Origin of the sequence: [Clostridium] innocuum, assembly GCA_012317185.1 — a bacterium.
Taxonomy (GTDB): Bacteria; Bacillota_I; Bacilli_A; order Erysipelotrichales; family Erysipelotrichaceae; genus Clostridium_AQ; species Clostridium_AQ innocuum.
In genome coordinates, this window is record CP048838.1 from 458,311 (window position 1) to 472,020 (window position 13,710).

15 protein-coding genes are annotated in these 13,710 nt (G+C 43.6%); 14 read left to right on the top strand and 1 reads right to left on the bottom strand.

What is annotated here, in order from left to right:
- The first annotated feature begins 48 nt into the window (after nt 1–48).
- The 11 genes from G4D54_02310 to msrA all read left to right on the top strand — a co-directional run bounded on the left by G4D54_02310 (nt 49) and on the right by msrA (nt 9,687).
- Nucleotides 49–786 carry an SIS domain-containing protein gene (locus G4D54_02310; protein ID QJA01333.1) on the top strand — a complete coding sequence of 246 codons (738 nt, stop codon included), beginning with the start codon at nt 49–51 and terminating at the stop codon, nt 784–786.
- Nucleotides 783–1,490, top strand: coding sequence for an N-acetylmannosamine-6-phosphate 2-epimerase (locus G4D54_02315; GenBank protein ID QJA01334.1), 708 nt, complete (start codon nt 783–785; stop codon nt 1,488–1,490). Before G4D54_02310 ends, G4D54_02315 begins: the two co-directional genes overlap by 4 nt.
- A gap of 13 nt (nt 1,491–1,503) precedes the next feature.
- Nucleotides 1,504–2,667: a putative C-S lyase gene (locus G4D54_02320; protein QJA01335.1), complete on the top strand. Its 1,164-nt coding sequence runs from the start codon at nt 1,504–1,506 to the stop codon at nt 2,665–2,667.
- A 19-nt stretch (nt 2,668–2,686) separates the two neighbouring features.
- Nucleotides 2,687–3,082, top strand: coding sequence for a PTS fructose transporter subunit IIA (locus tag G4D54_02325; GenBank protein ID QJA01336.1), 396 nt, complete (start codon nt 2,687–2,689; stop codon nt 3,080–3,082).
- Nucleotides 3,083–3,105: 23 nt separating this feature from the next.
- Complete coding sequence (locus tag G4D54_02330; protein ID QJA01337.1) at nt 3,106–3,582, top strand: PTS sugar transporter subunit IIB; 477 nt, start codon at nt 3,106–3,108, stop codon at nt 3,580–3,582.
- Nucleotides 3,583–3,600: 18 nt separating this feature from the next.
- A complete protein-coding gene (locus G4D54_02335) occupies nt 3,601–4,353 on the top strand; it encodes a PTS sugar transporter subunit IIC (protein QJA01338.1) in 753 nt (250 codons plus the stop codon).
- 14 nt (nt 4,354–4,367) lie between these two features.
- The gene (locus tag G4D54_02340; GenBank protein ID QJA01339.1) at nt 4,368–5,186 is read left to right on the top strand and encodes a PTS system mannose/fructose/sorbose family transporter subunit IID; all 819 of its coding nucleotides are present in this window, start codon (nt 4,368–4,370) and stop codon (nt 5,184–5,186) included.
- A gap of 147 nt (nt 5,187–5,333) precedes the next feature.
- On the top strand, nt 5,334–6,047 hold the full coding sequence (locus tag G4D54_02345) for a GntR family transcriptional regulator (protein ID QJA01340.1): 714 nt from the start codon (nt 5,334–5,336) through the stop codon (nt 6,045–6,047).
- 62 nt (nt 6,048–6,109) lie between these two features.
- Nucleotides 6,110–7,912 (top strand): DNA helicase RecQ, encoded by a 1,803-nt coding sequence (gene recQ, locus G4D54_02350; GenBank protein ID QJA01341.1) that lies wholly within the window; start codon nt 6,110–6,112, stop codon nt 7,910–7,912.
- Nucleotides 7,913–8,100: 188 nt separating this feature from the next.
- Complete coding sequence (locus G4D54_02355; protein QJA01342.1) at nt 8,101–9,015, top strand: carbohydrate kinase; 915 nt, start codon at nt 8,101–8,103, stop codon at nt 9,013–9,015.
- A 165-nt stretch (nt 9,016–9,180) separates the two neighbouring features.
- Complete coding sequence (gene msrA / locus G4D54_02360; GenBank protein QJA01343.1) at nt 9,181–9,687, top strand: peptide-methionine (S)-S-oxide reductase MsrA; 507 nt, start codon at nt 9,181–9,183, stop codon at nt 9,685–9,687.
- 136 nt (nt 9,688–9,823) lie between these two features.
- Here the strand turns inward: msrA and G4D54_02365 are convergent, their stop codons facing one another.
- Nucleotides 9,824–10,372, bottom strand: coding sequence for a folate family ECF transporter S component (locus tag G4D54_02365; GenBank protein QJA01344.1), 549 nt, complete (start codon nt 10,370–10,372; stop codon nt 9,824–9,826).
- A gap of 517 nt (nt 10,373–10,889) precedes the next feature.
- Here G4D54_02365 and pta point away from each other — a divergent pair.
- From pta to G4D54_02380, 3 genes are all read left to right on the top strand, one after another.
- Nucleotides 10,890–11,864: a phosphate acetyltransferase gene (gene pta / locus G4D54_02370; protein QJA01345.1), complete on the top strand. Its 975-nt coding sequence runs from the start codon at nt 10,890–10,892 to the stop codon at nt 11,862–11,864.
- A gap of 264 nt (nt 11,865–12,128) precedes the next feature.
- Nucleotides 12,129–12,383: a DUF2007 domain-containing protein gene (locus tag G4D54_02375; GenBank protein ID QJA01346.1), complete on the top strand. Its 255-nt coding sequence runs from the start codon at nt 12,129–12,131 to the stop codon at nt 12,381–12,383.
- A 232-nt stretch (nt 12,384–12,615) separates the two neighbouring features.
- Nucleotides 12,616–13,707, top strand: coding sequence for a patatin-like phospholipase family protein (locus G4D54_02380; protein ID QJA05139.1), 1,092 nt, complete (start codon nt 12,616–12,618; stop codon nt 13,705–13,707).
- The last annotated feature ends 3 nt before the right edge of the window (nt 13,708–13,710 follow it).

A 13,710-nucleotide genomic window follows, 5' to 3' on the forward strand; every position in this document is an offset into this window, starting at 1 on the left:
AAAAAATTTTACGGTTATTACATGTATATACATGTTAAGGAGGAAAAAATGATAACTAAAGTATTTGAGACTGGATTTGATGTATTAAACAAGGTAAGGGAAACCCAGCAGGAACAGCTTGACCAGGCGGCAAAGCTGATTGCAGATTGCTTTCTGGCACACAAAACGTTTTACGTTACAGGAAGCGGTCATTCCCATACACTTTGTGAAGAATTCTATGGACGTGCAGGAGGTCTGGCATTTGTAGTTCCCATTATGACTAGTGAGCTGACGATGACAGAGCATCCTACAAAAAGCTCGTTTTTGGAAAGACTGAGCGGTTATGCGGCTATACTGGCTGATCTGTATGATATAGAGGAAGGGGATGTCGTATTGATCGCATCCAATTCCGGAAGAAATGCCTACCCTATAGAAATGGCAATCGAAGCAAAGAAACGAGGAGCTTCTGTCATTGCAATCACCAATATTGCACATTCAAACGCTGTTTCATCCCGTCATGAAAGTGGAAAAATGCTGATGGATATTGCAGATATCGTGATTGATAACTGTGGTGTGCCCGGAGATTGTGCAGTACAGATGGAGGGGGTAGCTGCTGCGGTGTGCCCGACTTCATCTATGGCCAATACCTTTATCGCACAGGCAATCAGTGTTCAGTGTGCCTATTATATAAAAGAAAAAGGAGTAACACCACCTGTATTTGTAAGCTTGAATAGCGAAGGCACTGAGCATGTCAATGATGAATATTTCGAGAAATATACAAGAATGTATAAAAAGGCGCGCCTATGACAAAACGGGAAATTCTACAGCGCCTGAAGGGACAACTAATCGTTTCCTGTCAGGCATACGAAGATAATCCATTGTATGGCACAGAAAATATGGTCACGATGGCAAAATGTGTGCTGGCAGGCGGAGCCAAAGGGATCCGGGCATGCTGGCCTGAAAATGTAAGAGCCATACGTGCACTTACAGATGCACCGCTGATAGGAATCAATAAAGTCATGCCATCAGCGGACACGGATTTTTATGACAGTGTCTTTATCACACCGAATTATGAATCAGCTGTAGCTGTTATTGAGGCAGGATGTGATGTCGTCGCACTGGATGGTACCTTGCGGGGTAGAAATGAGAAAGAATTAACTGAGCTTGTACAAAGATTGAAAGCCGCATATCCCGATATCGTATTGATGGCGGATCTGGCTACGGTTGAGGAAGGCATCATCTGTGAAAAAGCAGGATTTGACATCCTTTCCTCTACATTAAGCGGCTATACAAGAGATACGATGCATAACAACCTGGGCGGACCGGATATTCAGCTGATTCGCGAATTGAAAAGCAGGACGAGCTGTCTGGTGAATGGAGAGGGTAAAATATGGGATAGTAAACAGCTTCGTGATGTATGGGCGGCAGGAGCTGATATGGTTACAATGGGCAGTGCCATAACGAATCCTATGAAAACCACAGCTTATTTGATTGATCAAATGAAAAAATGAGAGAGATGATGATATGTATACATTTGATGAGCTGATAGATAGAAGACATACAGAGTCTACAAAATGGGATCGTTATCAGGATAAACTGCAACGCGATGATCTTCTGCCTATGTGGCTGGCAGACATGGATCTGCCTGCCTCGGATGAAATAAAAGAAGCATTGATGAAACGTGCTTCTCACCCTATTTACGGCTATAGTGATCGAGGCAGACTGTACTATGAAGTGTTCGCAGAACGCTTTCAAAAACAATATGCTTATGATATAACCGCAGATGATGTTATGTTATCCACCGGTGTCATGTATTCCATTGCCGCTGCCATACATCTGTTTACAAATCCGAAGGACGGTATTCTATTGCTGATGCCTTGCTATCACCCGTTTGTAACGTGTGTGGAAAACAGCGACAGAAGGGTGATACCAGTGGATATGTGTGTACATGATCAACAGTATGAAATTGATTTCGAACAGTTGGAAAATCGATTGAAAAAAGATGATACTGTAAAGGCCTTGATCCTGTGCAATCCGCATAATCCCAGCGGACGTGTTTTCGGATATGAGGAATTGAAGCGGCTTTCCGAAGTCTGTGAGAAATATCATTTGCTCATCATCTCAGATGAAATTCATAGTGATTTTGTTTATGAAGCAAGATTTATACCGATTATGAAGGTAAGCACCTACGCACGGCAGCATACGATTGCCTGCGTATCACCGACCAAATCCTTCAATCTTGCAGGCTTGAAAGTATCTGCAATTCTTGTGAAAAACGAATCAATGAAAAAAAAGCTAAAAGATTATTGTTCACTCATTGGAATCAGCAGTATCAATATCTTTGCCATGGAGGCGGTGAAGGCAGCGTATTTGAAATCCAATGACTGGCAGCAGGCGCTGCTTACATACCTGAAGGACAACAGAAACCTTATAACTGCCTTCGTGAAGCGTCATGCTGATCAGATAGTTGCATTTCAGCCGCAGGGAACATATTTTTACTGGATGAAATTCCATACCGATATACATGAAAGGCTGCTGAATGAAGCAGGTTTGATTTTGAATCATGGTGCAGAATTCAGTTCTTCCTGCGCTGCATATGAGCGTTTGAACTTTGCCTGTCCAAGACCGCTGTTACAGGAAGGACTAAGACGACTGGATACATTACTAAAGGAAATAGAGAAAGAATAACGAACAGAAAGGAGGATTTATGATAGGAGGAATTATAGCCACACACGCCGGGCTGGCGAATGGTTTGCTGGAGGCTGTTGAAATGATTGCCGGTAAACAGGAAAATCTGTTAGCAGTTTCATTGCGGGAAGGAGATGGTCTGGAGATACTGATTGAGCGTCTTCAAAAAGCTGCCGCTGCCATGGAGGGAGAGGAGCTTGTGATTTTTACGGATCTGTTTGGTGCTACCCCCTTCCATGCGGCAAGTGTGCTAAGTGCTCAGACCGGCTGTCATGTTGTGTGTGGTGTCAATTTGCCGCTGTTACTGGATTTTGCAGTAAAACGGGAAAGTATATCGCTGGAAGCTATGAGAGACAGTTTGCAGGCAGTGAGCAAAACCGATTATCGCTGGATTGAACAAAGTGATATCATCTAATCTTTTGAAAGGAGAAATGAAGTATGGGAATTACTGTATTACGGTGTGATGACCGCTTGATTCACGGACAATGTATCGTAAAGGTTCTGAATGATTACAAAATTGATTATATTATTTTGGTTGATGCATTCACTGCATCCAATCCGGTCATGAGCAATATTTACAAGATGTCTGTACCTCCGAATGTACATCTGGATGTGGCATCTGCGCAATCGGCGATTGCTTTGATTGAACAGGCGGAGGAGAGTAGTGAGCGTACACTGGTTTTGGTAAAGGATCCGATAATTGCTTTAAAGCTTCAGAAGAACTGTACCGTGCTGCCAAAGGCTTTGAATATCGGGCCGATGAGCAATCGAAAGGGAACGAAAAAGGCTACTTACTTTTCTTATCTGCTGGATAGTGAAGCGGCTGCGTGTGAAGAACTGCATGCCATGGGAATACGTGTTTATTTCCAACAGGTCCCGGGTGAAAAAGAAATGGAATGGAAAGAAGCATTTTAGTGAAAGGAGAATAGGACTATGACTTTACTACAAGCTTTACTAATCGCGTTACTTGGGTATCTGGGCTCCATTTATGGAACCTTTCTGTTGGGGACAGTTGGCGGATGGAATATGATTGGCCGCCCGATTGTTGCAGGGGCTCTGATAGGTCTGATTTTGGGGGATGTTAAGAATGGTGTTTTAATTGGAGCAGCAATACAGGCGCTTTATGTGGGACTGGTAACGCCGGGAATGTCGGTGCCGGGAGATGTGAATTTTGCATCCTATATAGGTATACCGCTGGCGCTGGTATCCAATGCATCTCCGGAATATGCAGTAGGAATCTCTGTACCGCTGAGTCTTCTTGGTGTAGCGGCTGTATATAGTGTGGCGACCTTTAATGCAGTCTTTGTCCATTTACAGGATCGCTGGATCGAGGAAGGTAAGCTGAAGCAGGCAACAAGAATTCCGATCTATTCCAATATTTCACAATTTGTCGTCCGCTTTATTCCAATTTTCCTTGCCTGCTATTTCGGGGCAGATTATGTTCCAAAAATGATTGCGTTGATCCCTGATCAGCTGGGTGTTATATTCCAGGTGCTTGGTGGTATTCTGCCGGCGGTTGGCTTTGCATTGTTGATTAAATTCACTTTAAAAAAGAATATCGAATTACTGTATGTTCTCGTTGGGTTCATTATGATGGCAGTATTGAAAATGCCGATTGTGGCAATCACGGTGCTGGCAGCATTTATTGCATATCTTGACTATCTGCGCTGCGTGAAACAGTCTTAGGGAAGGTGAAAAGTATGACAATTTTATCAAAGAAAGATGTACGAAAATGTTATGTGAACTGGATAACATTTGCATTGGGCTGTCAGAATATGGAACGAATGATGGCTCCGGCATTTGTCCGCATGTTTGGTCTTGTATCCGAGAAGCTATATGATTCCAAGGAAGAACAGCAGAAGCTGTTGGACAGACATACTCAGTTTTTCAATACGGAGGAAGCTTTCGGCTCTATTATTCCAGGCGTGATTTTGGGAATGGAGGAAAAGCGTGCTGAAGGTGAGGAAATACCGGATGAATTGATTCAAAGTACGAAAACAGCATTGATGGGACCCTTTGCCGGTATGGGAGATTCCTTAATAGGTGGAACCCTGCGCCCTATTTTATGTTCGATTGCCATGGGATTATCTGCATCCACAGGCAGTATTGCCGGACCGCTGTTCTACTGTGTTGCCTGGCTCGGCATTATCATTCCCGGAACCTGGCTATTATTTTCAAGAGGCTATAAGCTTGGTATCAATGCTGCTGATGTGCTGTTTGTCGGCGGACGTAAGGATATCATCACAAGAGCGGCAAATATAGTAGGTCTGATTGTGGTTGGTGCTATATCGGCCCAGTATGTCAGTGCGGTATCCGGCTGGTCCTATCGCAGTGGAGATATGCTATTCAGTCTGCAGGGGATTCTCGACAGTATTATGCCGGGACTGCTTCCATTGGGACTGACACTATTGGCTTGGATTCTGCTGGATAAAAAGAACATGAAGATTACGACGGTTTTCATCATTTTCATTCTGATTGCAATTGTTGGTGGTTTAAGTGAGCTGCTGATTGTTGCCTGAGTAGATATTCTGTAACATACATGAACAACCCTACACAAAAGCTCCTTAATGGAACGAATGCAGGGTTGTTTGTATCTGTTCTTCCAAAGAATGGAAATTGTGCAAATGTTATGTTAGAATGTCTGTACATTAACAGGAGATGAACGTATGGAGAATAAAATACCAATCTATCGACAAATTGAGCAGTATATTATGAATAACATTGAAGATGGAATTTATGCAGAGGGAATGATGATACCGAGTGAGGAGGACTTCTGTGAGAAATTTCATACAAGTCGTATGACGGTAAGAAAGGCATTTGACATATTGCAAACAAAAGGTATTTTGCATAAGAAAAAAGGAAAGGGAACTTTTGTAAGTACGTTCAGCATTGAGAAAAACATGCAGACCATACATGGCTGGAAAGAAACCATGCAGATGGCAGGCTATCGTACACGGTCAGATCTATTGAAAATTGCAATGGAAAAGGCAGATGAGAAAATCGCAAAAAAACTGCATATGAAGGAAGGGGACTTTGTATATATCATCATTCGACTACGTTATGCTAATGATACGCCGATTTTGATTGAGAAGGCACATCTCAATGCGTTTATGTTTCCAAATCTGCTGCAGATTACCTTTGAGGAGCAATCGCTTTATGAGATATTGAAGAGGAATTATCAATTACATATACATCACGTTTGTCAAAAGGTTCTCACACAGAAACTATATGGAGCTTATGCACAGCAGCTTTTTCAGGAGGATGAGGCAACAGCACTCGTTATGGAAAATATATCCTATGACGATAGAGAGATTCCTTTAGAGTATACGATCAGTTATATAAATGGAGAGCTGTATTCATTGAATTATTACGTAACTTAATGTTACTATAATAGGCAGCAGACTGTTGGTTAAATAAACAGGACGAGCTGTGGGGATGTGAAATGATGAAGGATTATGAGGTTTTAAAAAAATATTTCGGTTATGAAAGCTTTCGGGAAGGTCAGCAGGAGCTGATAACAAATATTCTGGAGCGCCATGATGTGTTGGGAATCATGCCAACCGGGGCAGGTAAATCTATCTGCTATCAGGTTCCGGCCATGATGCTGGAGGGAATCACACTGGTTATCTCTCCTTTGATTTCTCTGATGAAGGATCAGGTGGGAACCTTAAACGAAGCTGGTATTCGTGCAGCGTATTTAAACAGCTCCCTATCCTATGCCCAGTATCACAAGGCACTTTCTCTTGCACGCGGATATACCTATAAGATCATATATGTAGCTCCGGAAAGACTGATGAGCGATGAATTTTTAAGCTTTGCAAAAGAGATGAAAATCTCCATGGTATGTGTGGATGAGGCGCACTGTGTCAGCCAGTGGGGGCAGGATTTTCGACCGCATTATTTACATATTCGGGAATTCTTAAAGGAAATGCCGCAGCGACCGATTGTTTCTGCATTTACTGCAACGGCAACCACACAGGTAAAGGAAGATATTCTTCAGCTGCTGGATATGAAGGATCCTTATACTATAACGACAGGCTTTGATCGTAAGAATTTGTACTTTGCTGTGGAAAAGCCGAAGGATAAATACCAGGCACTTCTGCATTATGTAAAACAGCATACGGAGGATGCGGGCATTGTCTACTGTCTGTCAAGAAAAACAGTGGAGGAGGTCTGTGATCGACTATGCGCCGATGGCTTTGCGGCAACACGCTATCATGCCGGTTTGAGCGATGCAGAGCGTATGAATAATCAGGATGATTTCATCTATGACAGAAAAACCATCATGGTCGCTACCAATGCGTTTGGAATGGGGATTGATAAATCCAATGTGCGGTTTGTCGTTCATTTCAATATGCCTAAAAATATGGAAAGCTATTATCAGGAGGCGGGAAGAGCCGGGCGTGACGGGGAACAGGCTGATTGTATCTTGCTGTACAGCGGCAAGGATGTCCGTTTGAATCAGTTTTTGATTGAACAGGGAAGCGGTCATGAGGATATGGAAGAGGCTGTTCGCATGGAGCTGCAGCAAAAGGAAAAGGAACGGTTGAAATCCATGACCTTCTATTGTACGATTCCCAGCTGTCTTCGTCATTACATGTTAAAATACTTCGGTGAGGAAAGTGATGGCTTCTGCGGCAGCTGCTCAAACTGTCTGACACAATATGAGGAATGTGATATCCGTATGGAAGCATCCCGTCTTGTGGAATGTATCCGTCACAGCGGAGAACGCTTCGGGAAAACGATGATTGTAGATATTGTTAAGGGCAGTGCGAACGCCAAAATCAAAAGCTATCATCTGGATAGAAATCCGGCTTATGGTTCGTTGAAGGACAGCTCACGCAATCATCTTTATGAAATCCTTCAGCATCTGCAATTTCAGGGTATCCTGAAACAGAGTGAGGACGGCTATTCGGTACTGTCGATTCATCAGGAGGAGCTGCTTCCTACAGATGGACCGCTGATGATGAAAATTGTCAAGGAGAAGCAGGTGCAGACCCCTGTGGTACAGACAGATAGTGGCGATAACCGGCTGTTTGAATTGCTGAGAATCTGCCGTTCCCAGCTGGCACGAAAAGCCCATGTTCCTCCGTACATGGTTTTCTCCGATAAGACACTGCATGATATGTGTGCGAAAGCACCGCATTCAAGAGAAGAAATGCTGGGAGTCAGCGGTGTCGGTGAAGTGAAATATGATAAGTACGGAGAAGCCTTTTTAAAGGTCATCGCATCCTTTGACTCATAAAGACTTAAACACCTTGCGTTCATGAAAAAAACGCAGGTGTTTTTTCAAATGATAAATCTTATCAGGGAAATACCTTTTTCCTCATAAAGATGAATGGCAATTCAACCCGCTGTACTTGTAAAGCGGCATGATTATGATATCATGGTTATAGCATTACAATGAGGTATTGTTAGAAGGAGGATACAGCCATGAGTATCATATGTATTGGTCAGTGTGCCTATGATTTAACATTTCCCATACAGGAGCCATTGATAGAAAATCAGAAATATCGGATTATGGAGCCATTCTCCTGTATTGGCGCACCAGCGGCAAATGCGGCATATTTATGTGCCCTATGGAATGCAGAAACCGTATTGATTTCCAGATGTGGCAAAGATTTCTACGGTGCGGAAATCCGAAGAGTTTTAAAGGAAGCAGGGGTTGATACAGCATACCTTATGGAGGATGAAAGCTTTTCAACACCGGTAAGTGCTATTATCGCCAATTCCTTTAACGGGTATCGCACCATATTCAACTGTCCCGGTATACAGCGAAAGCTGGAGTTCCATTACCCAGAGCAGGCAGAAATTCTCTTACTGGACGGTCATGAGCTGCAGGCGTCATTGGAGGCACTCAGCCGTTATCCGGATATTGACAGTATAATGGATGCCGGAACCTTTCACGAGGAAACAAGCGTACTTGCCCAAAAGGTGACCTATCTCGTCTGTTCTCAGGATTATGCAAGACAGTTCAGCAATATCGAGGTGTCCATACAGGATGAAAACAGCTGGAGACAGACCTTTGATGCCCTGCATGCACTGAATGCGGGATATATCGTTGTAACTCTGGGAGATCAGGGATTATTGTATGAGGATACGCAGGGGATACACCATATAGAGGCCTTCAACGTATCGGCAGTGGATACGACCGGAGCCGGCGATATCTTCCATGGCGCGTTTACATACTGTATTCATAAGAGCTATCCGCTGCAGGATGCATTGATAATTGCTTCCGCAACCAGTGCGATTTCTGTGCAGACTCTGGGAGGACAGACATCCATACCCACAAAGGCGGCTGTGAACAGGTTTTTGAATGAGCAGTGTTGTCATCTTATTTTAAAATAGCCATATACTTTATGCACGGATTGTTTTCAAGTGACCTGCTGTTTTAACTTTTTTTAATGAATGCGGCTGGAATATGATAAACTATAATTATTAACCTATCTGCAGGAATGCGTGTGACTGCGCATATGAATTGAGCTTTCACAAAGCTGTATCGGAGGTGTGAAAATGAAAGAAATCTATCTGGCAGGCGGCTGCTTCTGGGGAATGCAGGCATATTTTGAACAGCTGCAAGGTATCGTGGCAACAGAGGTCGGCTATGCGAACGGACATGTGGAAAACCCAACCTACGAAATGGTTTGCGGCGGTACTACCGGGTATGCAGAAGCCCTGCATATTCAATATGATGCATCCGTGATTACATTGCGCTTCCTGTTATCCTTATACTATGATGTCATTGATCCGACCAGCTATCATCGTCAGGGAAATGATATCGGGGAACAATATCGAACAGGTATTTACTATGTGGATGAAGCAGATCAGCCGGTTATCGAGGCTTCCCTGCAGGAGCTGGCAAAATGTTATGAGGAACCGATTGTTGTAGAAATGAAGCCATTGACGAGCTTCTGTTCTGCGGAGGAGTATCATCAGGAATATCTCAAAAAAAATCCAGGCGGATATTGCCATATATCCAGGGAAAAAATACAGACAGTAAAAGATAGGAAACTGGGATAAAACCCATTTCTATCATGTGTCTGCATTTCGTTTTTTCAGACTTGATTTAGAGAAATACATTTCATATGAATGTTTAAAGGGATAGTATAAAAAAACTACGTTACCATTCAAAACGTAGTTTTTCAATATTGCAAGGCTATGTTCTACGTACTCTTTCTGCGCCCTTGAGCGCTGCATACAGCAATGCTACATCCACAGGAAACATCACCACATTTTTAATCAGCCGCACCATGGTAAAGAGCGGACTCTGGTACATCATGTTCAGCCATAGAGATGTCAGAATCAGATTGATAAATACAGTGATGCAGGCTCTGGCAATGATCACTCTGGGAAGGGTGATTTTTTTCTTATAAAAGAAGCAGCCATATATCATTCCGGTTAAAAATTCGTTGACAGCAAACCCCGGGAAGTAGGGACCATCAGGTCGAATGATATATTTCAGCGTATCTGCAATGACACCGGCAAAGCCCGTACAGATCGGCCCGTAATACATGCCGCATACAGCAGCCGGAATACTGGAAAATCCAATACGAAGCGTTGGTGTTATGGGGATGAACAGTGTGCCGACAACGACATTCAATGCGGTCAGCATGGCGGTTCCGGTAAGTGCGGGAACCTTGCGCAGCTGTTCTGCGCTAGTTTTCATCAAACCGGGAAGCCCGGCGATTTCTTTCGCAAAGTTCATAAAAAAATACCTCCTTTCCGATATTGCATATAGAAAAGAGATATGAAAAGTTTTCTCATGCAACAGCGGGATGCGACCAGGAAACCGCAAGATAAACTTTTCGCCCGTCTGACAACTCCCCGTTCAGATGGTACTTAACGCTTCCTGACCTACTCTGCTTATGGGTAGATTATAGAGCAGCAGGAAAGAAAATACAAGTGTTTTTTTCAGAACTGTATGGATGAAGCACTGACGGTATCTGAACGGCAAACGGAACATTGAATTTGTTTATGGAGAATGAACGACATTGTGAAAAAAGCTTTTTTATAAACAAACGATGAGGCGTAATTTCAAGTGCAGATAAATTCAGGAGGCTTTCATAGATATCGGGAAAAAAGCACTGTATATATGTAAATAATGCCGGAATACCTGTTATCCTGCATTTTCACTTGTGAAATCATTGATTTGTGAAAATTTCCTTTTTTTATGCAAAGTGTCGGTGTATAATAAAATATGGCAAGGAAAGTGAGGATTTTTTATGATCAATACATTAATTGAAAAAATCAAGGGGAAGGGAACACGTATCGTATTTACGGAAGGCTCCGACCCGCGTATTCTGGAAGCAGCAATCCGTCTGCATAAGGAAAATATCGTAGTACCTGTTCTGCTGGGAAACCGTGCGGAAATAGCCGGTTCTGCAGCAGCAAACGGATGGGATATCGAAGGCATTGAAACACTGGATCCAATCGAATACAAGAACATGGATATGATGGTTACAAAGGTGATCGAGCTGCGTAAGGGTAAGCTGGATGAAGCACAGGCAAGAGAAGCATGTCTGCACAGAAACTTCTTTGGTACCATGTATGTAAAGCTTGGTTGTGCGGATGGTCTGCTAGGTGGTGCTACATACTCAACAGCAGATACTGTACGTCCTGCATTACAGCTGATTAAGACAAGACCGGGAAACTCCATCGTTTCCAGCTGCTTTATTCTGATGAAGGATGGCGAAGAAAATCTGGTTATGGGAGACTGCTCCATCAATATCGACCCAAGTGCAGATGATCTGGTTGAAATCACTCTGCAGACTGCTCATACCGTACGTCAGTTCGGCATTGAGCCAAGAGTCGGATTGCTGTCCTACTCCACACTGGGCTCCGCAAAGGGTGCCAGCGTTGCGAAGGTAAATGAAGCGGCTACCCGCTTAAAGCGTATGCCTCTGGATTTCGCAGTCGAAGGTGAAGTACAGTTTGACTGTGCGGTTGCTCCGGAGGTTGCTAAGCTGAAAGCACCGGACTCCAAGGTTGCAGGAAATATCAATACATTCATTTTCCCGAATATTGATGCAGGAAACATCGGCTATAAAATTGCATCCCGTCTGGGCGGATATGAAGCAATCGGACCGATTCTGCAGGGTCTGAATGCACCAATCAACGATTTGTCCCGCGGATGTAATGCGGAAGAGGTCTTTAAAATGGCCATAGTAACTGCTGCACAGAAATACATGGATATCTAAGCAGTTACATCATAAACTCATAAGGTATGATCGCATACAGGCGTTGATGATGATCAACAAAAGGACAAACGGAGATTCCATGTTCTGTTGAAAAAGCAGCAGAGCAGGGAATCTCTTTTTTGCATTCCGAACAGGAAAAGAAACGTTTATTTTAATATAGATAGCTTTGGTGAGGAATATCGGCGGTAGCTATGATTACCTTTATATATACATAGGCGGGAAAAGAGGATATAATGAAGGAAAGAGGATTGGAGGCGATATGCTATGCTTGCTATATGGAATCGAAAAGAAGTTATGCTGACAAATGATATGGAACGGCTTGCGAAAGCGCGTTATGCTCTACAAGGTGCAGGAATCGTCTACACATTGAAAACAAAAAATTTTTCGGCAGTTCATCATGGAGGTCCGGCTATTGCCCAAAATTCAAGACATCAGGATGTCATGTATTATCTCTACGTGCATAAAAAGGATGAGGATAGGGCGCTGTACGTTATTCAGGAAGCGCTGCGCAGCTCCTGATCATCCGCCCTTTAACGGGCTTCAAAAGAGTTTGCTGGTTCTTGCAGTCATGTCAGTGCGAAGCTGCAGAGTCAGATACTGCTTTAACGGATAAAGTAAAACTGCGTTTCATAATGGATGCATGAAATATTGATGATTACATAAGCATCCATCTCTTCATACGAAAACAGGCGGTACTGCAGCCGTCTTTTTTGCATACGTTAGTAAGGGTGAAATTTTGAAAAAAGAACAAATGCATATCGGACTGGCATTGTCCGGCGGTGGTATGCGCGCAGCGATTTATCATCTTGGCGTGCTGAGATATCTTGCCCAACAGGGGCTTATGGGCAGGGTTTCCCATATTTCAACAGTATCCGGTGCCAGTATCTGTATGGGGCTGATCTACGCCTGCAATGCCAATCAATGGCCGAGCGATACACAGTTTCTGGAACGGGTATTACCTGCTGTTAAGAAGTGTATCACACAGAAGGATATTCAGTGGCATGCGTTGCTTCGTCTGTTTTTGCAGCCCTATTACTGGGATAAAAAGGTCAATCTTCTGGCGAAGGTGATGGAACAGCGCTGGGCAGTGAAGGGCTGTCTGCAGGATATTGCAAGCTGTCCGGCATGGACCATCAATACAACAGCTTATGAATCGGGTAAGGACTTTCGCTTTTCCAGTGCAAGAATGGGGGAACGGGATTCCAGCTATGTCATGCATCCGTCCTTTGCATTGTCACATGCTGTTGCGGCAAGTGCCGGATTTCCGGTACTCATCGGTCCCTACAAGCTGAAAACAGACAAGTATATCTGGACGGATGCTACCGGAACGATCACAGTCCGGCCGAGGGATCGTGTACTGCATCTGTGGGATGGCGGTGTCTATGATAATATGGGGCTTGACCCGCTTTTCACCACTGAGCAGGATGGCTGTCTGCACAGGAATATCAACTATCTGATTGTTTCCAATGCATCCGGCAACATCGAGCATAAGACAAGAAAGTATTCCTTTTCCATTGAAAATCTCAAACGCCTGCTGGATATCAATATGGATCAGGTGGAATCCTTACGTTCTCAGGAGGTTATTGACTTCTTCCGCAGATATCACAATGGTGTCTATCTGAAAATCGGTACAACAGTAAAGGAGATCATGCAGCATTGTGCGTTGTCAGAGGAACAAAGGGATGCATGGATCCGCAGCAGTATGAAGGAGGCTGAGGTACAGCGGGTTGCTGATTATAAGACAACACTGGAGAAGGTATCAGCATCTGATTATGATGCTATTTTACAGCACGGCTACGAAATCGCCAAAGCAACACTGTCATGTTTTGGGAATATCGCCTAAGTG